We start from the raw sequence: 20921 nt of genomic DNA, 5'->3' as shown, positions 1-20921 counted from the left end.
TGCGCTCATTTGAATTGATAAAGGTAGCCGAGCTTGACCTGGGGAATGTATCTCTTTCCGACGATCGGGCTGTCGGTGATGCCGCTGCCGAGATGGGTCACCCCTAAATCGAAACTCACCATCTGATGGCGGGTGAACCTGTAGTCCACTCGCGTACCGATCGACATGTCGTAGGACGCCTTGCCCGTGTACTCGGGGCGTCCCGCCTGCACCTCCGACGGCCGTACGCCATAGTAATAGTTGACATATTTGCTGCTTAACCATTCAATGCCGGCGTGCGGCTCGACTGACCAGTTGCCCAGATCGAAGGACTTGCTGAAGTCGAGGTTAGCCGTCTCACCCTTATTCCCTCCCAACAGGTAGTCGCCCGACAGCGTGCCGAACGCGGTTTTCCATGCGAGCGCCGGACCATACCAGAACGCGCCGCTGCGGTTTTCCATGCCGCTCAGGATCGACGCGTCGGACCCCTTGTAGCCGCCGAAGACGTCGAACTTGCCGCGCAGCGTGACGGTCACGTCGCTCCACTTGCCGACCTTCAGATCGACCGTGGTGCCGAAGGCGTGCACCCATTTGTTGTCGAAGGAAATCAGCGGAATCGCCGCGACCCGGCTGCCGTCGCCGCGGTAGGGCGACGACTCGATTCCGACTGCCGCGCCGAGGCCCCAGTGCGTCACATTCGTCGCATTGCTCAGCACGGTAAAGCCGCTGTCTTCCGCCTCGGGCGGGTCCGCACTGACACCGTCTGCCCAGGCCGCGCCCGAATACAGAAAGGCCGATGTGACGGCCAACAGCAGCGGGTGCTTACGGCGGAGAGTTTTTTTCACAGTCGTTCCTACAAGTGGATGGATGAGACGCAATCGACTTTAGGACCGGCCGACTTACTCGTTACTTACTCACAAAAAGGCGGCGAATCGAGCGAGACGCGGCGCAAGTTTCGCGCAGAAGCCCGGCTCAGCGGGCAGTCACCCCGTTCGTATCGCGCCGCCTGGACCTGCCGGGCAAGCGGGCAACCGTGCGCCGCAGGGCGTCGATGTAAGAGAACACGACAGGCACCACCAGCAGGCTGAGCGCCGTGGAGGTCAACAGGCCGCCGATCACCGCAAAGGCCATCGGCTGCCGGAAACTCGCGTCGGCGCCGAAGCCGAGCGCGATCGGCAGCATGCCCGCGGTCATTGCGACCGTCGTCATCACGATGGCCCCCGCGCGCTTCATGCAGGCATCTGCGAGTGCTTCCACCATCGGCACCTGCCGCAGCTGAAGATTGCGGATCGTGTACTCGACAAGCAGGATCGAGTTCTTCGTGACGATCCCCATCAGCATCACGAGGCCGACCATCGACGGAACGTCCAGCTCGCTGCCGGTCACGAGAAGCATCACGAACGAACCGCCCAGGCACAGGGGCAGCGCGGACAGGATCGTGAGCGGCTGGAAGAAGTCATTGAATAGCAGGACCCAGCAACAGGTACACGCAGAGGACACCGGTCGCCATCGCGAACAGGAAGCCGGACGACAGTTCGGCCATGGTGTCCGCGTCGCCGTCTTGGAGCAGGGCAACATCCGCAGGCAGCGCACGCACCGACGGCAGCGCCCTGACCGATTTGAGCGCCTCGCCGAGCGCCGTGGCGCCCAGATCAGCCGACACCGTGACGAAACGTTTGCGATGGCGGCGCGCAATCTCCGCGGGACCGCTGCCCACCGAAACACTCGCCACCGATCCCAGCGGCACGAGGCCGTCGCGGCCTTTCAGGCGGAGGCCGAACACCGAGCTGACGCGCTCCAGGTCGGGATTGGCGAGCCGCACGCGCAGGCAGATCTGGCGATCGTCGAGATCGGGTCTCGCCCGTTGCGCGTCGAAGTCTCCGGTGGTCGCGATGCGCACGGTCTTGCCGATCGCAGCGGTGCTGATGCCGCGTTCGGCGGCAAGGGTCATGTCAGGCCGGAGCTCGATCTCCGGCCGCTCCAGGCTCGCCGTCGACGCCACGTTGTTCCGCCCAAGAACCCCGCGCATTTCACGCGCGATCCGGGCCACTCTTTCGGTCATCCATGTCGCGCTCAAAATAAGACGACAAGAGTATGTCAATCACGGTGCCGTCCTTCTTCACCGCCTGGTATTCGATATCTTCACATCGGGCGGTCTGAAAAATCTGGCGGAGGACGGTGCCGGTGGCGTACATGCGTGAGGCTGGCGTCAGGAAGTCAGCCCCATGCGACCAATCACCTCGTCGCGCGCATAGCCGAGAGACGTCAGCCAGACCTCGCTGACGGATACCGTACCCCATGCAAGACTTGCTTCCGGCTGGTGGCTAGCCTTTGCCGGGAGGGAGTCGAACCCTCTGGATTCCAATGAAAGGTTTCCGCTGTCACTTCCCCCTTTCCCAGGCTTGTCCTGGCGCGATGTCATTTCCCTTTCCGTCCGCAACAAGGTTCTCACGTTCCATACCGAAGCCTGTATTGAGCTCATGCCGCCTCTACGCCGGCTGCCGCCAGGTCCGTAAGCAGGTCTCGTCCTGACTGATCCTGGAGCGACGAAATGACCCCAGTTTTGACAGCACCTTAACGACGCATCATCGAACGGTTTGCCTTTCGCTCATCTTCTCAACACATACCTGCCATCCTTATGGATGACTTTTCCACGGTCGCTCACCACCACGCCTTTTGAACGCAGCAGCACCGGGCGGTTTGAAGCCTGCTCCTGCAAGCCGGCTTCGGGAGGCCTACTCCCACCTTCAGTACAGCACCACAAGCTTTCGCTTGTGTTCGTGACACACTTTCGTCCATCCGCCAACTTCGGCCGACCCTTTTTTTGCGCGGTCGGAACGCCTTTCCCAGAAAAGGTAGGAACTTGATGGCCCAGCGGTGGCCCGTCGAATGGTCGACAGACACAGCCCGCTCGGACATCATCTCTTCCACATGGCGAAGGCTCAACGGGTAGGCGACGTACCAACGTACGCACGTCAGCATTACGTCCAGTGGGTAATGCAGCCGTTTGAGCGCCTTGCTCACAACGGCGTTGGGTGTCTTGACCATTCGTTACATCGTTCGTCTTGGGACCTCTCCCCATAGCAGACGCGCTTACCGCGACAGAACCGCCGCGAAAGACCCCGTCATCAGCAGGCTAAGCGCCCCCCACTCGATCTTGTCGGCGAGCGCTGGATCGCAAAACCAGATCACTGCGTACGCGATCATCCGCCTCACCAATCTCCCTGGTAAAGGCAAGCAGGAGCTCGCCGAGCCGAACCGGCTGCTCCTGCTGGATCCAGTGACCGGCGCCGTCGATCAGCTCGATGTCCCGCATTCTCGTCGTCGCCTTCGTCCTCATGAGCTCGAGCGCGCCCGGCGCCGAATAGGTGCCCCAATCGCTCTTTGCGCCAATGAAGATCGACGGAACATCGATCGTCCTGCCCGAAAACAGGCGCAGCTCAGCGTTCAGGTCAGGATCGGCAAAGACGCGATAAGCCTGCAGGGCACCCTGAAACCCCGTGCGGCCATACTCCTGCGTGTACACCCCGAGTTCCGGCTCGGTGAGCCATTTGCAAGCCATGACCTCGGCGGAGGAAGGCTGGAATGGAGCGACGGTCTCGGGCATCGTCTTGCCGAGATCCATGACGTAATAGGTGGGCATCTGTGCAAGTTCTGCGGCCGTCAGCGCTTTCAACGGATGCGGCTTGTTTCCCGGCCAGTCGGCGCTCTTGACATAGAAAAACGCACGAAGAAACGCGTGCAAGCCCTGAGGAGGGTTCCACATGTCACGGTTCGCCTCCCGTGTGCTCAGGTATTGCTGGTAATACTCTCTCGGCGGGTCGAGCGCCGCCAGCGCGACCGCTAACTTTTCATTGCCGGTGTTCGGTTGAACCGACGATGCCTCGCTTTGCGCAGTGTTGAACGGAAGCGTCGGCGCACCGGGGAACGGCGCGCTCATCAGCACAACCGAGGGAAAGACGTCAGGCCGGGCTAGCGCACAATAGGCCGCCACGGGCGAGCCCAGATCGTGGCCGACGAGCATTGCCGTACGCCGATACCCCAACGCCAACACCAGTCCGAGGGCGTCGCGCGTCATGTTCAAAAGGCTGAAAGGCGCCAGCGGGGCGTCATAGTCGTTCACCCAACCGGTGGTGCGTCCAAAACCCCGCTGGTCGGGCGCCACGACATGGTAGCCGGCGTCAGCCAGGATGGGGATCAGGTGTCGCCAGCCGTAAGCCAGATCGGGAAAACCATGTAGAAGCAATGCCAGCGGCCGGCCGGGGTTCTCGTAGCCTGCCTCGAGAACATGGACATCAAGGCCGTTGACCCCATGGATCATGCGCGAGCGGACGCCCTTGGGAAGCGTTCCCTCGCCATATGTGGATGTGGACAAATCAATTCCTCCTATAGGGTTTGCGCGGGCGGGTCGGATGAACGAGGCAAACAGGCTGAGCGCGCCCATCGCCAGGACGGCTCGTCGGGACGCCGATGGCTTGACGCTAAGTGGATCACTCATGACGGAACGCCCCGTCCGCGCGCAAGCGCTGTCTTCAGCTTCAGCGATAACGCACGCGACGAATGATTCGCACGGCAACAGGGCGATCGAAAACGATCAGCCCCGGCACGAAGACGCTGTGCATGCGATAAACGCAAAAATCCGCACATTTCGCCTTCAGTTATTCCTGCCGCAGTCCGAGCAAGCTGCGCATCACCGAACGAACCTTCCTGACTTGCAATTGGGTCGAGGCGCATCGACGACTCCTTATATGGTGATCGCCATAGTATAGTAATCACCATAGAATCATCAAGCGGAACATGCTATGTTCTTGGCATGCCACGTACGACTGATGCCCGCCCTCGCGCGATTGCCACCGCCCAACGGCTGTTTCGAATCCAGGGCTACACTGCGACCGGATTGACCCAGATCCTCGAAGAAAGCGGTGCGCCGAAAGGATCGTTTTACTTTCACTTTCCACGCGGCAAGGCACAACTCGCGGAAGAAGCAATCGACGGTTACGTTGCGAATCGGATCGCTGTATTACGGGAGATCTCGGCGAATACGACGGGTCATGCGCTGAATTTCGTTCATCAGATTTTCAGGACATTCGCGGCAGAAATGGTCGCCTCTGATTTCCAGTATGGATGTCTGATGCAGAATCTGGCCAATGAGCTGCCCGCGCTCGATGCTGAGTTAACCAAACGCGTAGCGCGCGGATTTGCTGAGTCGACCGAGATTATTGCGGAGCATTTCAAGGGGTGCGGCTTCGCTCCCGCGCGCGCGTTCGCTACCGCAGCCGCATTGGTAGCCGCCCTCGAAGGCGCGCGGACTATCGCCCGCCTCGAACGCACGCCGGCTGTATTCGAGGCGCTGGCAGAGGTTAGTGCCCAACGGTGGTCCGCGCCCGGGGGGTGATGGACTCCAAACGGCGAGCAACGGGCCCGCGCCATCTTCGCGGCCGTCGCCGGCCCACAGCTCATCGCGAGAGGCCGTTCGGACGCGTCCTTCTGCGTTCAGGTTGATCGGCTCATTCCCCCGATTCCTGCAATTGCCCGCAAGTCCCAGGGAAGGCCGCGCACAAACAGCGAGGTGATCCACTGGATAAACGCCTCGGTCCGCGTGGGCGCGAACTGTCTGGACGGCCGAACGAGATAGATTCCTTCGTCTGCGTCGAAACGCCATTGTGGCAAGACCTGTTCCGCTGTAGTGCGCTCCAGTTCCTGCACGTGTTGATTTGCACCGAATCCTGACCCACCGGGGGTGCGGATTCCATGCAAATCAACACCGCGGTGTATCCGGCAAGCACGAAGGCATACCAACGGAAATGACGGAAATGGAGGGCAAGCGCGGTGCAGGCCGCCACCCAGCAGGCGAGGCCGGCTATACAGCCCCGACTGCTGCGGAAAAAGCGCGCCGAGCACGATAGCCGCTACCATGCCGGCCGCTGTCCCGAGGACACGGTAAAAGCTCTTTGCGAGCACCATGCCGCTTATGGCTGCATCAGGACAAAGACAGTCACCATCGCCGTGCGCGGCTGTGGCAGTTCCAGCGTCATTGCAATACCCAGCGCAAGCAGAGCTGCGGTAACTGCCTTGGCGAGATGAAGCCATATCAGGCCGTCGCGCGCACCCCACTCCAACGTGTGCAGCCTGGCATTGCGTAGTACGAGTTTCCACCGCTGCTGCTGCAGTGGTGCCGGGTCGGAGGTCTGTTGATACGTCACGGTTGCCGATTCCATTTTTGTTTGTCGACGCCGACAGTCGTCACGCACGACAGGAATATTCGGCAACTCGGGTTGCAGGCGAATTTCGAAATACCGCCCGTTCGTTACGTCTGAAATCGTTGCCCGACGCGTTTGAGCAATACCGGTACGCGATCTCAGTGAGAGGACGCCGGTTTGAACGCGCGCGCGAGCGCCTCCGCAATATCGGCCTGCCGTAACGGCTTCCGCAGCACGGTGAGTACGCCCTCCTCTCGCGCGTCGCGCTCCAGTGTCGTATTGCTGAACCCGCTACAAAGAATGACCGGCAACCCAGGACGCAGTGTGCGAATCCGGGCCGCCAGGGCGAGCCCCGTGAGCTCCGGCATCGTTTGGTCGGTAATTACCGCGTCGAATCGGTTGGGCCCCGTCACGAGCGCCTCCCAGGCTGCGATGCTCGAACGGAACCCGACCGGTTCATAGCCGAGTTCCGCCAGCACCTCCTCCCCCAAAGTCACGAGCGTGTCCTCGTCATCGACCAGGAGAACCACTTGTCCGTCGCCATGAGGCAACGATTCGCGCCCATGTTCGTGCGGTGCCGGCGGAGCATCCGTGACGGGCAAATACACATCGAAGCGAGTGCCCTCACCCGGCGCGGTCTGTACATCAATGCCGCCGCCGTACTCGCGAACGATGCCGTCGACGAGCGAAAGCCCGAGGCCCGTGCCTTCGCCTGCTCTTCGTGTCGTGAAAAAAGGGTTGAAGATGCGCTCAAGCACATCGGCGGGAATGCCGATGCCGGTATCTTTCACCGTCAGCCGGACAAAGTCGCGGCTGCCCACCGCGCCGTGCGAAAACGAGACCGGCGCGCCAGAGCGCACGCGAACAAGCGCGACGCCAAGCACGCCACCTTGGGGCATCGCATGAACCGCATTGCTGCCAAGGTTCATGATGATCTGGTGCATGTGCGTGGCGTCGCCCATGGCGAACGCGTCGTCTGCATCGAGACGGACATCGAGCTTGATCGTCGCGGGCAGCGTCCCTTTCAACAGTTCGATCGCTTCGGCAACAACCGGCTGCAAATGAACGTGCACCCGCGCTGTCATGCCGCTTCGACTGAATGTGAGAATACGTTCCACCAGTAAGCGCGCGCGGTCGCCTGCCCGCGTCATCTGGTCGACATACCGTCGCTCTGGAGTGCCTTCTCCCAGCACCGATAACGCCCGTTCTCCATAGCCGAGAATCGCACCCAGAATGTTGTTGAAATCGTGGGCGACGCCTCCAGCGAATGTCCCGAGCGCTTCAAGCTTTTGCGATTGTCTCAGTTGATCCTCGAGCCTGCGCCGCCTATCCTCGTCGTCAAGGCGTTGCGTGATGTCCTCCGCAGTTGCAATCAGCATGTGCTCGGTCGGGCGACCGCTCTGCGCGGCAGGCCCGTAGATAGCAAACACGCGCGCAATGCTCATGTCGGTCCAGACGACGTGTCCGTCCCGGTGCAAGTAGCGTTTTTGAAAACGAACACTGTCGCATCTTCCGGTGACGAGATCGTCGATGTTCGACTTCGTCACCTCGATGTCGTCTGGATGGGTAATGTCGATTGCGCGCAACCGGGCCAACTCCTCGCGCGAATAGCCCAGCATCCGCTCAAACGCCGGATTGGCCATCAGATAGTTACTGTGCGCGTGCAAAACCAGAACGCCGACTGGGGCATGCTCGAACACCGCACGCCAGCGCTGCTCGCTAGACCGCAACTGCTCGATTACGCCCTGCAGGCTGCGCAACAGCTTGATCAGCAAGAACGCGAGCATCGCTATCACAGTTGCAATCAATGCAGTTCGCACCAGGACATTGATCGCAAAGGCACGCCAATCCGCCAGGACAAAGGACTCATTGCGCAAAGCCTGGATCGCCAATGGGAAGCCGTGGACCAAATGAGTCACCGACTGGATGCGTTTGCCCATCGGCGCGCTGGCGGGCTGCAGATAGGCGATGATCGGCTCGCCGTTCGTGCGCAGAAGCCTGATCTGCGTTCCGGGCTGGAGATCGACTTCCCGGTAGAAATTCCGAAAATAGTCTTCTTCGATCAGGGCAATCGCCACGCCCTCAAAGCGGCCGCTGTCGCTCTCCAGGCGAATCGCAATGGCAAACGTCGGCTTGCCGTCGACCATACTGGTGATCGGTTCGCTAATCGCTATGGCATCGCCTTTGGCGTGTTCGAGGTACTGAAAATACGGACGAGCAGCAATATTGATGGCCGAACCGTCAGCCGCTGCCGAGCTTGCGATCAGTTTTCCGCTTGCATCGGCCACCGTAAGCTCGCGAACCTGCGGCACCCCGCCCATTTGTCCACGTAGAAATTCCGTCGAAGTGGACGACGACGTTCCCACGCGCTCCACATCCGTCAAGACGGCAGCGCGTCGCAAGAGCAGCTCGACGCCCTGCAGCGATTGCGCGGTCTGCTCGGCAATCGCACTCGAGATGCTCGAAAGCTCTCGCTCGTTATCGGCAAGCGTAACGTTGCGCAAGCGCCAAAGATTCCAGCCCGATGTCAAGGACAAGAGCGTTACGATCAGACATGCACCTACTACGATGACCCAGTGCCAGTAGGGCCACGTAACCGTCCGCTTCGTCCGTTCTGCCTCAAACATGATATAGCCCGCGAATGCGACTGTTGTCTGGTAGCTTTTATTCGCTTCATGTACCACGGAAATCGATCCATCGCAACTGAACGCCGTGGCGTGAACGCTCCGGACTGCGTTGCCCGCGTCGCAATTGCTTCCCCCGCGCCCACGATTTGCGGATAGTCGGAGCCGGCCGTGCCAGGTTCATCGACCCAAAGCCTTCGCGCTTGCCGACCATTGACGAAGCCGCTCGGAATCAACGCGTCCTCAGCCGATGCAATACCGCGCGGCCCGCATCGGTGAGCTTGAACTGCGTGCCGACGACACGGACGAGACCCGCGTGCTGCAGCTCAGTGAAGTCCGGCGTGGCGGCCGCGATTTCGACCCGAGCGTACGAAAGCACCAGCATCACTGAGATTTCGTGGGCACCCAACATGGGGCGCGACCGGAGCCCGAACGCGGACGGCGTGCGTTTGGCAACTTTGCCTGGTTTTATCTCAACCTATCTCCGGGCCATTTCATCGCGCGGCCCATGCGGCAGAAGTGGGCAATTCCACAAGCTGGAAAGAGTTTCGCCCACATTTGTTTCAGGCCGGTTGCGCGGTTATCGCCGCGCATTACAACTGTAACCATCTGACACACTGGCTCGACGGGCGCTTCGATGCACGCCGGGAGGTTCGGTTTCAATTGAAATCAAATCCCTGACGTCCGAAACCCTGAGGTAACGCCGGGGTGCTGAAATCCTCGTCTGATGCCCACCCCGCATAACTGCGGCTAGCGCAGAGGAGCACAGAAATATGGACATTGAAAGAGCGAAAACACATCAGAATGTGGCAATCCTGCTGACACTGTCGGGCGGCTTTCTGGACGCCTTCACCTTCATCGCACATCAAAAAGTATTCGCCAATACGATGACCGGTAACGTGGTTCTGCTGGCAGTGAACCTTGCCGGCGGGGACTTCCATCAAGCCTCGAGACACCTCTCGCCGCTCGTGGGCTTCGTATTTGGAATACTGGCTGCGCATCTGCTACAACTGACGGCTACGAATCGGCTCCCGCACCCCGTGATCATTGCACTCGTGCTTGAGACCGCATATCTCGGCCTGGCGTCTTCCCACATGGTGGGCCTTTTCTGGCTGATACCGGGCATTTCGTTCGTCGCGACGCTGCAATCGATCATATTCACGCATGCGGGAAAGCAGCCGTACTCTTCCGTGATGACGACGACCAACCTGCGTCGCACCATCCAACTTTTCTTTGAATCTACGATACTGCACTGGAACGCCGCGGGCGTACGCGATGCCGGGGCACTCGGCGCAATCAGTCTCAGTTTCGCCCTTGGCGCGCTACTCGGTGCGCTCACCACGCGCGCGCTCGGTGATGCCGCACTCTGGGTTCCTTCAGCGCCCGTGCTCGCAGCGCTTCTCGAGACTTTGCGGCACGCCGTGGCAAAGAGCAGTCCGGAGCGGGCACCATGACCTCCGGACTGCGGCGCACTCCGCGTCGAGGTGCTCTGGCCAGTTGCTCAGATCAGATAGTCCGACCTCAACGGCTCCATCAGCTTCGGGTTGTCCGAGTAATCGACCGGAATCGCAACCACGGCCGGGCCATCGACAGACATCGCCTTGCGCAAGGTCGAGCGCAGTTCATCGGCCGACTCGACCGCAAAACCCGCTGCGCCAAACGATTGCGCATACGCCTTGAAATCGATCGGCCCAAATTCGACGCCCGAACGCCGCTTGTACTTCTGGACCTCCTGAATCTCGACCATGTTGTACATGTTATCGACCCAGATCACATGGACGAGGTTGGCTTTGAGGCGCACGGCGGTCTCCAGTTCCATGCTGGACTGCATGAAGCTCCCGTCCCCCGACACCGAGATGACCTTTTCTCCCGGACGCACGAGCGATGCCGCGATCGCCCACGGCAGCGCCACGCCCATCGTCTGCTGGCCATTCGTAATCAGCAACTGCCGCGCACGGAAGCTGTGCAGGTACCGCGCAATCCAGATGTGGAAGCTGCCCATATCGACACACATCGTCGTATCGTCGCCTACGACGTTCTGCAATTCATGGACGATGCGCAACGGGTGGACCGGCGAGCCTCCCAATGCCGCGGACCGGTTGGCCAACTCCAGGCGCGCGCCGGTATGTGTTGCAAGAATGGCGTTTGCTTCCGGCGAGCGGCTCAAGGTACCCGCTTCCGGGGCAAGCACGTCGAGCGTCTTCGCAATGCTACCGACGAGTTCTATGGCGGGCCGATAGTATCGATCGACATCGGCCGGCACCACATCGATATGAATCAGCGCGCGCCGCACATTCTTGTTCCACCTGGGCGGCTCATATTCAACCGGGTTGTAACCGACCGTCACTACGACATCGGCCTGATCGAGCAACCGATCGCCGGGCTGGTTGTTCCACAGACCGACGCGTCCGGCGAAATTCGCGAATTGCGGCGAGCCCAGGGCTCCCGCTGCCTGAAAGGTGCCCACGACGGCCACGCCCGTTTTTTCGATAAAACTGCGGACCGCCGCTGCGTTCTCCGGGGCGCTCGCGGGCATGCCGAGCAGCAGGACGGGGTTTCGCGCCTCCCCGAGCAGTTCGGCAGCCGCGCGGATACTGTCCGCCGCTGCGGGCCCCAGTTCGGGAGAAGCAAGATGGGTCAATGCATCGCCTGTGGCCGGGGCGTTGACGAGAACCATCGGCAGGCTGACGAATGCTGCACCGGGACGCGGACACTCAGCAGCCCGAAACGCATTGCACAGCACCTCCGAAATGTTGATGACGTGACGACTTCCGCGATGAACTTCGTAATCGACTTGAACAGGCTCACGGTATCCATCGTCTGGTGGACCTGCTTGAGCCGGTCGTCAAGCGGCACTGCGCCACCGATCGCGACCATCGCGTCACCTTCCGAATTCGCCGTCGCAACACCCGTGGTGAGATTCGACACGCCTGGGCCAGATGTGACGAGCGCAACGCCCGCCTTGCCCGTCAGCCGGCCCACGGCCGCCGCCATAAAGGCCGCATTCGCCTCGTGCCAGACAACCACAGTCTCGATGGATGAGTCGACCAGTGAATCTAACACACGATCGACCTTGGCTCCGGAAATCCCGAACACATGCTTCACGCCTTGTGTTCCGAGGTTGCGGACCACCAGATCAGCACCACATTTCCACGACGTTTCGACGTCGCTTTCACTCTTCAACATGTTCAACTCCAGTAGTTTTCAACAGTTCATAAAGCAATGGCTGTCTCGACCGGTTGATTCTTCAGCCGGTCGTTCAACCTTCAGCGGCCTCGATTGCCTTGCTCATTTCCTTCGAGTGCAACGTGGCTTGCTGAAAGCTATCGGTCTGCGGAAGATCGATGCGCAGCTTCGAGATCTTCGCGATTTCGAGCTTGCCTTCGAGCAGGCGATAGTCGAGGACATGCCCGCCGCCGCGACGATCGTCGGTGATGTAGTGGACGTGAAAGCCCGCCACGTTGATGCCTTGCACGTAAGGTGGGCAACGAAAGCCGATCAGCGTGCCCGCTGTTTCTTCAAACTTGAAGACCGGCTGCCGCTCGATGGCCTGAAGCATGGGCCGGTATGGTTTAGTCTGGCGCTGTACCGTGCGCGTCTCGACGCGCACGAAACGGCCGGCAATACGAAATGCACAAAAAAGGTTCGGCGACCCGACCAGTTTGTCGATGATGCCCTGCACTTCGCACTTGTCAAGGGCGGTCATGAGTTCCCCACTGACCGTGGGGCGGAAGTGGGTCATCACCGCGAACGGAGTCTTCTGATCCATCGCTGCGACCCGCGCGCTTCCGTCCCCACGCAGCTGGTGAACTTTGCTGTCGAACGCGACGAACTCCCCATCGAGGTCGTTGAACGTGCCGAGCCCAAAATCGCCATGCTCGAGCAAGTCCGCGATCGTCATGTTGCCGTCGTAGACACCGTCGATCAGCGCACTCATCAACGAGGTCTGATAGATCTCATTGAGTTCGCTATCCGCTTCTATTTTCGTTGGGTATGCGAATGATTTTGCAACCTGTTGTACGCAAGAACAGACGACTGTGGTTTCCATAACTCCGGTTTCCTGAAAGGCAGTTGATATGGATACAGTATGGTGCGCCGCAATGCGGGCGTCTAATACAGAAAGCAGTCTTCTTTAAGACGAGATAGATATGGAATTTCGCCAGCTCAAATACTTCGTGGTCGTTGCCGAGGAACTGCATTTTACTCGCGCCGCAGAGCGGCTCGGGATGGCCCAGCCTCCGCTCAGCCAACAGATACGCAAGCTGGAGCACGAGATTGGGACTCTGCTATTTCGGCGCCTGACGCGCGGAATCGAACTGACGGATGCCGGCCGCGTCCTGTACGGCGATGCGAGGCGCATTGTCGATCAGGCCGAGCAGGCCAAGACCCGAGCGCAGAGCGCAGCGCGTGGGCAGGCGGCCCACATCCGCGTCGGCTTCGCAAGCTCAGTAGTCTTTCATCCCGTCATCGCGGAGATCGTCGGCGCGTATCGTGACGCACGCCCTGATGTAAGGCTGTCTCCATCCGAGAGCGACGTTGCGGCATTAATCGACGATTTGCTGGCGGAACGCATCGACCTGGCGATCATCCGCCAGACCTCGCAGGGGTCGGAACGCGTGAAGATCGAGCCGCTGTTCGATGAAGATATGTTGGTCGTATTGCCGCCGCAACACGAGTTGGCCGGGCGCGCGAGCATCAGTCTGCACTCGCTTGCTCAGGAGACGTTGATCCTGTTCCCCCGTGCTATCGCGCCGGTCCTGTATGACGAAGTGATATCCGCGTGCCAGCGCGCCGGTTTCAGCCCGCAGCTCGGACAAGAGTCGACCCAGGTCGCGTCGGCCGTCAGCATGGTCGCTGCGGGCTTCGGCGTCTCGCTGGTCCCACACTCGATCCGCCAGGTGGCGGCCGCCGGCGTGACCTACCATGCCATCGAAGGGCCTCAGCCCAAGGCGCAAATCGTCATTGCCTATCGGTCGACCGCGTTCTCGAAACTCGTTCGCGATTTCGTCGACGTCGCGAGGCGGTTGAGCAAGAACCGTATCGACGCCACCGCACAAGATCGCCCGACCGGGCCTTACACCTGTGTCGGGTCCTGAGTGAGGATGAACTTCGTAAAACTGAAATCGCCGAAGGGTATCCGCGAGCGATATCGTCGGCAAGTTCCGCAGTCGGTTTTCGGCTGCGGCAATGATGGATATCTCCGGCTACTTGCCGGCTAGCGTCGTCTCTTCGCGGGTGCGGCTTCGTCGTTGTCGAGGGCCGCCGCCTCGCCGAGACCTTCGGCAGGCATCGCACCGCTCCCCGCCCATTGCGTCGCCGTGCTCAATTTCTCGACTGGCGCAGCAAAGATGTACCCGGCGCCACGCTCTGTCTTGATGTACTGCGGCTGCGAAGGGTCTTCCTCGATTTTCCGCCGCAAACGCAGAATCTGGACGTCGATCGAGCGATCGTATACGTCGTCATAGAGACGGCTGGCCTCGAGCAGTTGGTCTCGTGTCAGAATTCGCGCCGGCGACGCTAGAAAAGCATTCAGCAGACGAAACTCGCCATTCGTGAGCTCAACGCGCTCGCCAGCTGGCGACGTCAGTTTGCGTGTGCCGAGTACCAGTTCCCATCCTGCAAAACGGTATGCGCGCGCATCCACCTGGCGACCCGCCTCCCCGGCCGTCACGGTTGCACGCCGTAAAAGCGCGCGGATCCGCGCGAGCAGTTCCCGTGAGCTGAATGGCTTTGTGATGTAATCGTCCGCCCCCAATTCCAGCGCCATTACGCGATCAGCCTCGTCGCGCCGCCCCGACACAATAATGATAGGAAGCGACGACTGCTCGCGAAGGCGTCGGGCGATCTGCATGCCATCCTCGCCTGGCATGCGCAGGTCGAGAATGATCAGCTCAATCGCGTGTTCCGCGAGCGCCGTCGTCATCTCCTTGCCGTTCGTCGCCACAGTGACGCGAATGTCGTTCTCGCTCAGGTATTCGGCGATCAGCTCGCGGATGGCGGGGTCATCGTCGACCGCAAGTACGTGGGGCAGATTGACCATGGCTTGAGGGATGAATGTCTGAATGCGTCGATTATAGTGGCCACGAGGCGTTTGCCGAGTTTTGTCCCCCTCGGATATCGACTTCGCGGCCATATTCATGCGCCTGCAATATTCGCCTTTGACGACCTGCCATCGCGCTCGGCGATCTCGCGTAGCGTCTCCACCGCCGAGGAAATTCGCTGCAACGCGTGTCGCATCGAGAGCGTGATCAATTCATCAAGCAGCGGCGGCGGTCCACGTTTACCGGAGTTGTCCGTAGCAGACCTTTCTCCCCGCAGCAACGCAGCACTCCATGCCATCTCATCGTCAACCCATTCGGCAAACGCTCCCATCGTCTGCGCCGATGAAGACAGGCCCGCCGGATCAACTGACAGCTCAAGCAATGTCGCCGCCCCGATCGTGCGTCTGAGTGCGGCGACCACGGTCTTATCGTCCATGTCCCATCGCACACCGGCTTTCGGCTCTATGCGCATACGCCCCATCGAAGCCTCCATCTGGTCGGTCGCAATGCAAGCCTGACGGCGCAATCGGGCGAGCGGGACGTCTGAGTCTGCGCCGGCCGGCACAGCCCGCAGCGCTTGAGTGACATAGCGTGCGCTCGTCTCGATAGCCGTTGCGACAACATGGGCGATTCGATGTCTTTCCCAATGCGGCCAGACGAGAAGCGAGATGGCAACTCCCAGAGCCGCGCCCGCAACGCTATTCGCCATGCGCATTAGCGCGAGGGTCAGTTCCGAGCCGCCTGGCTGACCCAGCTCTGCCACCAGGATGAAGTGCGGTGTCAGGAAAAGCGTATAGACGATGTAGTTGACCGCCCTCCCCGCGAGCGTCCCCACGGAGAGCGGGAAGACCAGTATCGCCAGCCACAAGGGCGAATGAATGAAGAAGCCGAGCGCAGCCGCGAGCGTTGCTCCCATGACGGTTCCGCCGACACGATGGGCCGATATCTTCAAGGTCGAAGCGAAATTCGGCTGCATGGTGAAAAACGTGGTGAGGATCAGCCAATAGCCGTGATCAGGCCTGAAATGCAGCACCAGACACACCGAGGTTGCGCTTGCAAGCGCGACGCGCAACGCGTATCGACACCAGCCTGAGTCGGCATTCAGGTTAGCCGACAGTTGCCTGCCGAAGGAACGCCACGAAGACTGCTCATTGTCCTCCGTAAGCGTTACGGCCGAGCCATCTGCCCCGCTTGCCCGCAGCAGCGCCTGCGCCCGGCCGACGGCGCTGCGCGCACGCGAAGCGACCGTGGCTAGCGCGGCCACGTTGAATCGCTGCTGGGGTACAGCAAATGGCCCCGCAACGCACGCTTCGAGCCGTTCAATCGCCGTGTCGAAGCGCACAAGCAGCTGGGCCAACTCGCTCCGCAGTGCAGGGCTCGCCGACTTGCAACACAGCGCGATCTGCTTCACTACCTCGGCTGTTTCGGCGAGCATCATTGAGACAAGCTCGCGCGCCTGACGCGGCATAGCGAGAGGCGCGTCGAGCGCGAGCAGATGGTCCAATGCGACCAGTGCGACAAACACCTGTTCGGCAGCCGATGCCAGTTCGATCGCCTGCGAAGTGCATGCTGGTGCCGAAGCTCGTCGGTGCGAGACGACGGTCAACATATCCCCGACGGCCTCAAGCCTTGCCCGCACCCTAGCCCGTATCACGTCATGCAAATCGGCTGACCACGCTTCGTCAGCGCACCTGGTTCCGGTGCACTGCGACAGTTGGAAGGCCAGGTCGGCCATCTCGGCAAAGCACGCTGCGACCCCGCGTCGCACTGGCGCATAGGGGTCCCCGCGCCATAGCAGCACGCCAAATCCGATCGCCCAAAGGTTGCCATACAGGAAGTAAGCAGCGTACCCCGTCGCGTGGACGAAGTCGTGCCCCGGGAACGCGGTCGACACGCCGAAAGCCGTCGCAACCAGCAGCGCCGCCAAACCGATCCTGGAGCCGCCGACCCGCGTAAAGGCACCGGCGAATCCAACCATGGCAGCGAGCACCACCACCACCGGAGGCCATTCTGCCGACCACGATGCCACCCCCGAAGCAAGCGCGCCCGCGAGGCCGAATGACAGTGCAAATGCGAGTCTTGTCGGTCGCCGGCCGCCGGGATCGGCGAAGCAGGTCCAGAAGGCCGCGATCGCCGACCAGCTCAACAGCGGCGCATGCAGAATCGCGGCCAGCAACGCGGGCACGGTGCAAATAATCCCGCCACGCAACGCGTCGGTTAGCGGCACGTGACGCAGCGCGCGCGAGGCTGCCAGCCAACGCAGGGTGTTCTGCACGAACGGGACAGCAACCATGGCAAGTCGCATCGTTGACCCGCTATCCGCTGATGGGTACGCGAGGCACCGGAATCACGGTCAACGAGCGGATCCCTTGCGCGCCGCGAATCAATACACCCTCGATGTCCGCCGTTGCCGACGGCCCGCTCATCAGCACCGAATAATTCGCCTCGAAGAACTCGCGCCGGTGATACGCATGGTGTAGATTCCCCACGATGTCGGCCGGGTCCAGCAAAGCGACGAGATGCTGGGACAGGTAGCCAAGCGAATTCACCAGGTACTCGGCCTCGCTCAGCCAGATCGAGCCGGTTTCGGCAACCGCGAACGACGGTCGAACGATGCCGACATCGACATCGTGAAGTTCACGCGGGTCGGCCACGTCGCAGACACGCCGTGTCCCCGCCACTTCGGGAACCGCCGAGCAGAATACCTGCGCTTGGGGAAACCGCGAGCGGACGAAGGCCTCGACATCTCCATTTGCCGGCGCGTCGACCCAGGTGCCACCGAGGAGTGCGAACGATTTCTTGAACGTTTCCAGTACCGGCGGCAGCTTGTCGTCGTATAGCGGCACGTCAGGAAGCGAACGCGGAGCGGGTTGGACTGCGCGCAGCTTCGCGAGGATCATGTTTCGGTTGCTCATTTCGCTTTCCTTTTTTTCAGGTACCAGTCACGGAACGTCTGCTTCGGCGCCTCGGGCACCTCACGCTGTTTGCCCCACGCATTAAACGGGTTGTAAAGGAACGCACGCGGCAGCGTGCTGACAGCGCCAGTCGCTGCCTTTGTGGCAGCGTGGTAGAGTTTCGGCTCCGACAGCACCTTGCCCGCCACCTTCATCGCCTCTTTTTTGACGAACGGCAACTCGTGCTTCTCCGCGATAATCTGCCGCCACTTATAGATCTGCTCGTGGATGTTGATACGCACCGGGCAGACGTTGGTGCAACTCCCGTTCATGGTCGAGGCAAACGGCAAGGCACTGTATTTCTTCAGGTCATAGGTCGGATTGATAATTGCGCCGATGGGACCTGAATACACGCCGCCATAGCTGAGCCCGCCGCTGCGCCGATAGACGGGACACGTGTTCATGCATGCGCCGCAGCGGATACATTTGAGCGAATACCAGAAGTCATCCATCGCAAGGCGCTCGGAGCGGCCATTATCGACCAGCACGAAATGCATTTCGCCGCCTGCGCGCGGCCCCCTGAAATGCGACGTGTACTGGGTGATCGGCGAACCGAGTGCGCTACGCGACAACATCCGGATAAACACGCCAAGGTGCTCGAGCTTCGGAATCAGCTTCTCGATGCCGATCGACGCAATGTGCAGCGGTGGCACGTTCGCGCTCAGGTCAGCGTTACCCTCATTGGTACACACTGTGATCCCGCCCGTCTGCGCAACGGCGAAATTACAGCCCGTCATGCCTGCGTCGGCGTTCAGGATCAGCGGACGCGTCGCCTGGCGCTGCGCTTCGGCGAGGTAATACACGTCGTGATTTTCTGGATCGGTGCCGATCGTCTTCGAGAATACGTCCGCAACGTCCGTGGCGAGCTTATGAACCGCGGGCACGACGATATGGGACGGCATCTGTTCATCGAGCTGCTGGATCTGCTCACCGAGATCGGTCTCGACAACTGCGATACCGCGTGCTTCCAGATACTCGCGCATCTCGCACTCGTCAGTCAGCATTGACTTGCTCTTGACGAGCGTCTTCGCGTTGTGGCTACTTAGAATCTCGTGGACGATACGGTTATGTTCTTCCGCATCCGCGGCCCAATGCACAATCACCCCGTTATTCGTCGCATTGCGCTCGAACTCCTCCAGATAATCGGCAAGGTGAGTCAGCGTGTGCTCCTTGATTCCGGATGCGAGCGTGCGAAGCTCTTCCCACTCTTCGATACCGTGCACAGCCTGATCGCGCGATGTGCGCAAGCCCCAGAGACGCTTGTCGTGGAACTGGATGTGTTTTTCGTCCGCAATGAACTTGCGGGAAGACTTGACGTGATCAACGCGCTTCATGAACTTGCTCCGTTAAGAATCTGGGCGATGTGGATGAACTTCAGTCCGAGGCCGAGCCGGTCCGAACATCCTTTTTGATGCATGAGACACGACGAGTCGGCGGAAATGATGTACTCGGCGCCCGCCTGCTTGTGGTCACGGACCTTGTCCTGCCCCATCCGCGCCGACACGGGCTCTTCGGCCACGCAGAAAGTGCCGCCAAAGCCGCAGCATTCGTCCGGGCGCTCCGGTTTCACGAACTCGATGCCTCGAACCTTGCTCAACAGCGCAAGAGGTTTCGAGAAAGGCGTTTCCTTCACCTCGGACATGCTCGCAGTGCGCAAAGCCCGCAACGTCCCGCAACTGTTGTGCAGGCCCACCTTGTGCGGAAAAGACGCCCAGGGAAACGAATCGACTTTCAGCACATCGTGCAGGAACTCGACGAGCTCAAAAGTGTTGGCACGCACCGCCTTGCTCTGCGTCGAAGGTGCTAGAGCGGTAAGGTGATCGCGTACATGGTGCACGCAGCTCCCGCTCGGGGAGACGATGTAGTCGTATCCCGAGAAATTCCTCACGAACAGCGCTTCGGTCGCGGCGGCTTCCTTCTCGCAGCCGCTGTTACCCATCGGCTGGCCGCAGCATGTCTGGTCGAGCGGATAGTCGACCTCGCAGCCGACCCGCTCGAGCAACTCCAGCGTTGCGATACCCACATCCGGAAAGAAGGAATCGATAAAGCAGGGAATGAACAAGGCAACTTTCATGACACTTCCTAAAAAATGACTTCGATATCGTTGATCAGTGGTATGTATGCGCTGCATCGACCTTGCCACGGAACACCCGATACGCGACCCACGTGTAGCCGACGACCATGGGCATCACGAACAACCCAGCCCCCCAGAACATGAACGTCTGACTCGACGCAGGTGCTGCAGCGTCTTGCAACGTCACCGAGAAAGGGACGATATACGGCAGAAACGACGCGGCGAGCGCGAGGAACGACACGGCAAAGAGCAACACGGTCATGCAGAACGAAAGCCGCAGCGCGTGGTTGCGATGGCCGTAAGCGATCCCGAGCGATGCGAGCAGACCGGCCACAGGCAGTACATACAGCGCACGATGTTCGTGCCATCGCGCCGCGACCTGGGGATGCGACACGATGGTTGTCGCGAAGACCACGGCTACCGCAAGCAGCGTCATCCAGAGGAGACGCCCGATTGCGACGTATCCGAACGCCTGCACATCGCCCTCCGTTTTGAGTGCCAGCCAGCCGGCGCCGAGCAACCCGTAGCCGAGCACGAGACTCAGTCCGCACCAGAGCGAGAACGCAGTCGCCCATTCAAGTCCGGTGCCGACAAACTCCATGTTATGGACCGGCAGGCCTTGCGCATACGCGCCGACAGCAGTGCCCTGCATGAACGCTGCAAGCAGCGAGCCGGCAAAGAAACACACGTTCCAGATCCACCGGCCGCGGACCGTCTTGTGGCGAAATTCAATGGCCACGCCGCGAGCGATCAGTCCGATCAGCATTCCAGCGAGCGGTAAATAGAACGCCGGCAACAGCAGCGCGTAGACGTTAGGGAACGCGCCGAACAGCGTTGCACCAGCGATCACCAGCCAGGTGCCGTTGCCATCCCATACCGGCGAAATGGAGGCGACCATGGCGTCGCGTCGCTGTGTGTCGCCGACGAAGCCACTCAGCACGCCGACACCCAGGTCAAAGCCGTCCAGCACGACGTACATCAGCAACGAAAATGCAAGTTCAGCTAGCCAGAAACAGGTCATCTTGAGCTCCTGATCAGTGCAATGATGA

At 60.6% G+C, this 20921-nt stretch carries 19 protein-coding genes and 3 pseudogenes; 4 read left to right on the top strand and 18 right to left on the bottom strand.

Annotation, left to right across the window (positions count from 1 at the left end):
* Positions 1–5: 5 nt before the first annotated feature.
* The 6 genes and pseudogenes from OKW35_RS01665 to OKW35_RS01640 form a co-directional block, all read right to left on the bottom strand.
* Positions 6–824, bottom strand: coding sequence for a MipA/OmpV family protein (locus OKW35_RS01665; RefSeq protein ID WP_429551067.1), 819 nt, complete (start codon positions 822–824; stop codon positions 6–8).
* A 127-nt stretch (positions 825–951) separates the two neighbouring features.
* Positions 952–1479, bottom strand: a complete 528-nt coding sequence (locus tag OKW35_RS01660; RefSeq protein ID WP_429551066.1) for an efflux RND transporter permease subunit — start codon at positions 1477–1479, stop codon at positions 952–954.
* A complete protein-coding gene (locus OKW35_RS01655; protein ID WP_429551065.1) occupies positions 1436–2041 on the bottom strand; it encodes an efflux RND transporter permease subunit in 606 nt (201 codons plus the stop codon). Before OKW35_RS01655 ends, OKW35_RS01660 begins: the two co-directional genes overlap by 44 nt.
* Positions 2010–2174 (bottom strand): hypothetical protein, encoded by a 165-nt coding sequence (locus tag OKW35_RS01650; protein WP_429551064.1) that lies wholly within the window; start codon positions 2172–2174, stop codon positions 2010–2012. Before OKW35_RS01650 ends, OKW35_RS01655 begins: the two co-directional genes overlap by 32 nt.
* Positions 2175–2757: 583 nt before the next feature.
* A pseudogene (locus tag OKW35_RS01645) lies at positions 2758–3027 on the bottom strand (IS6 family transposase); the annotation flags it as partial.
* 88 nt (positions 3028–3115) lie between these two features.
* Positions 3116–4300: an alpha/beta fold hydrolase gene (locus tag OKW35_RS01640; RefSeq protein ID WP_429551227.1), complete on the bottom strand. Its 1185-nt coding sequence runs from the start codon at positions 4298–4300 to the stop codon at positions 3116–3118.
* A 492-nt stretch (positions 4301–4792) separates the two neighbouring features.
* On the opposite strand from OKW35_RS01640, the gene OKW35_RS01635 reads away from it, so the two are divergent.
* Both OKW35_RS01635 and OKW35_RS01630 read left to right on the top strand, forming a co-directional pair.
* Positions 4793–5374 carry a TetR/AcrR family transcriptional regulator gene (locus OKW35_RS01635; protein WP_429551063.1) on the top strand — a complete coding sequence of 194 codons (582 nt, stop codon included), beginning with the start codon at positions 4793–4795 and terminating at the stop codon, positions 5372–5374.
* Positions 5375–5389: 15 nt separating this feature from the next.
* Positions 5390–5464, top strand: a pseudogene (locus OKW35_RS01630) (TetR/AcrR family transcriptional regulator); the annotation flags it as partial.
* 271 nt (positions 5465–5735) lie between these two features.
* On the opposite strand, the pseudogene OKW35_RS01625 reads toward OKW35_RS01630, so the two are convergent.
* The 3 genes and pseudogenes from OKW35_RS01625 to OKW35_RS01615 all read right to left on the bottom strand — a co-directional run.
* Positions 5736–6197: pseudogene (locus tag OKW35_RS01625) on the bottom strand (FUSC family protein); the annotation flags it as partial.
* A gap of 140 nt (positions 6198–6337) precedes the next feature.
* A complete protein-coding gene (locus tag OKW35_RS01620; RefSeq protein WP_429551062.1) occupies positions 6338–8683 on the bottom strand; it encodes an ATP-binding protein in 2346 nt (781 codons plus the stop codon).
* A 352-nt stretch (positions 8684–9035) separates the two neighbouring features.
* The gene (locus OKW35_RS01615; protein WP_429551061.1) at positions 9036–9188 is read right to left on the bottom strand and encodes a hypothetical protein; all 153 of its coding nucleotides are present in this window, start codon (positions 9186–9188) and stop codon (positions 9036–9038) included.
* A gap of 388 nt (positions 9189–9576) precedes the next feature.
* Between OKW35_RS01615 and OKW35_RS01610 the strand changes: the two genes are divergently transcribed.
* Complete coding sequence (locus tag OKW35_RS01610; protein ID WP_429551060.1) at positions 9577–10257, top strand: YoaK family protein; 681 nt, start codon at positions 9577–9579, stop codon at positions 10255–10257.
* Positions 10258–10304: 47 nt separating this feature from the next.
* Here the strand turns inward: OKW35_RS01610 and alsS are convergent, their stop codons facing one another.
* The 3 genes from alsS to budA form a co-directional block, all read right to left on the bottom strand.
* On the bottom strand, positions 10305–11546 hold the full coding sequence (alsS, locus tag OKW35_RS01605) for an acetolactate synthase AlsS (protein WP_429551059.1): 1242 nt from the start codon (positions 11544–11546) through the stop codon (positions 10305–10307).
* Positions 11441–11989, bottom strand: a complete 549-nt coding sequence (locus tag OKW35_RS01600) for a thiamine pyrophosphate-binding protein (RefSeq protein ID WP_429551058.1) — start codon at positions 11987–11989, stop codon at positions 11441–11443. The genes alsS and OKW35_RS01600 overlap by 106 nt, the downstream gene beginning before the upstream one ends.
* Positions 11990–12062: 73 nt before the next feature.
* Positions 12063–12851, bottom strand: coding sequence for an acetolactate decarboxylase (budA, locus tag OKW35_RS01595; RefSeq protein ID WP_429551057.1), 789 nt, complete (start codon positions 12849–12851; stop codon positions 12063–12065).
* Between the two features lie 100 nt (positions 12852–12951).
* Between budA and OKW35_RS01590 the strand changes: the two genes are divergently transcribed.
* Complete coding sequence (locus OKW35_RS01590; protein WP_429551056.1) at positions 12952–13899, top strand: LysR family transcriptional regulator; 948 nt, start codon at positions 12952–12954, stop codon at positions 13897–13899.
* Between the two features lie 119 nt (positions 13900–14018).
* On the opposite strand, the gene OKW35_RS01585 is transcribed toward OKW35_RS01590, so the two are convergent.
* From OKW35_RS01585 to cydB, 6 genes are all read right to left on the bottom strand, one after another.
* Positions 14019–14843 carry a response regulator gene (locus OKW35_RS01585; RefSeq protein ID WP_429551226.1) on the bottom strand — a complete coding sequence of 275 codons (825 nt, stop codon included), beginning with the start codon at positions 14841–14843 and terminating at the stop codon, positions 14019–14021.
* 95 nt (positions 14844–14938) lie between these two features.
* Complete coding sequence (locus OKW35_RS01580; protein WP_429551055.1) at positions 14939–17071, bottom strand: FUSC family protein; 2133 nt, start codon at positions 17069–17071, stop codon at positions 14939–14941.
* A gap of 88 nt (positions 17072–17159) precedes the next feature.
* The gene (locus OKW35_RS01575; RefSeq protein ID WP_429551054.1) at positions 17160–17759 is read right to left on the bottom strand and encodes a LutC/YkgG family protein; all 600 of its coding nucleotides are present in this window, start codon (positions 17757–17759) and stop codon (positions 17160–17162) included.
* Positions 17756–19132 carry a lactate utilization protein B gene (locus OKW35_RS01570; RefSeq protein WP_429551053.1) on the bottom strand — a complete coding sequence of 459 codons (1377 nt, stop codon included), beginning with the start codon at positions 19130–19132 and terminating at the stop codon, positions 17756–17758. The genes OKW35_RS01575 and OKW35_RS01570 overlap by 4 nt, the downstream gene beginning before the upstream one ends.
* Positions 19129–19872: a (Fe-S)-binding protein gene (locus OKW35_RS01565; protein ID WP_429551225.1), complete on the bottom strand. Its 744-nt coding sequence runs from the start codon at positions 19870–19872 to the stop codon at positions 19129–19131. The genes OKW35_RS01570 and OKW35_RS01565 overlap by 4 nt, the downstream gene beginning before the upstream one ends.
* Positions 19873–19906: 34 nt before the next feature.
* A complete protein-coding gene (cydB, locus tag OKW35_RS01560; RefSeq protein ID WP_429551052.1) occupies positions 19907–20893 on the bottom strand; it encodes a cytochrome d ubiquinol oxidase subunit II in 987 nt (328 codons plus the stop codon).
* Positions 20894–20921 lie beyond the last annotated feature (28 nt).

The organism is Paraburkholderia sp. MM5477-R1, assembly GCF_050436385.1.
Lineage (GTDB): Bacteria > Pseudomonadota > Gammaproteobacteria > Burkholderiales > Burkholderiaceae > Paraburkholderia > Paraburkholderia tuberum.
This window is presented reverse-complemented; position numbering and strand designations above follow the sequence as displayed.

Coding starts and splice junctions, on each gene's coding strand:
- OKW35_RS01655 (WP_429551065.1), bottom strand. CDS start 2,041: ATGACCGAAAGAGTGGCCCGGATCGCGCGTGAAATGCGCGGGGTTCTT.
- OKW35_RS01650 (WP_429551064.1), bottom strand. CDS start 2,174: ATGTACGCCACCGGCACCGTCCTCCGCCAGATTTTTCAGACCGCCCGA.
- OKW35_RS01640 (WP_429551227.1), bottom strand. CDS start 4,300: ATGATCCATGGGGTCAACGGCCTTGATGTCCATGTTCTCGAGGCAGGC.
- OKW35_RS01635 (WP_429551063.1), top strand. CDS start 4,793: ATGCCACGTACGACTGATGCCCGCCCTCGCGCGATTGCCACCGCCCAA.
- OKW35_RS01615 (WP_429551061.1), bottom strand. CDS start 9,188: ATGCTGGTGCTTTCGTACGCTCGGGTCGAAATCGCGGCCGCCACGCCG.
- OKW35_RS01610 (WP_429551060.1), top strand. CDS start 9,577: ATGGACATTGAAAGAGCGAAAACACATCAGAATGTGGCAATCCTGCTG.
- OKW35_RS01600 (WP_429551058.1), bottom strand. CDS start 11,989: ATGTTGAAGAGTGAAAGCGACGTCGAAACGTCGTGGAAATGTGGTGCT.
- budA (WP_429551057.1), bottom strand. CDS start 12,851: ATGGAAACCACAGTCGTCTGTTCTTGCGTACAACAGGTTGCAAAATCA.
- OKW35_RS01590 (WP_429551056.1), top strand. CDS start 12,952: ATGGAATTTCGCCAGCTCAAATACTTCGTGGTCGTTGCCGAGGAACTG.
- OKW35_RS01585 (WP_429551226.1), bottom strand. CDS start 14,843: ATGGTCAATCTGCCCCACGTACTTGCGGTCGACGATGACCCCGCCATC.
- OKW35_RS01575 (WP_429551054.1), bottom strand. CDS start 17,759: ATGAGCAACCGAAACATGATCCTCGCGAAGCTGCGCGCAGTCCAACCC.
- OKW35_RS01570 (WP_429551053.1), bottom strand. CDS start 19,132: ATGAAGCGCGTTGATCACGTCAAGTCTTCCCGCAAGTTCATTGCGGAC.
- OKW35_RS01565 (WP_429551225.1), bottom strand. CDS start 19,872: ATGAAAGTTGCCTTGTTCATTCCCTGCTTTATCGATTCCTTCTTTCCG.
- cydB (WP_429551052.1), bottom strand. CDS start 20,893: ATGACCTGTTTCTGGCTAGCTGAACTTGCATTTTCGTTGCTGATGTAC.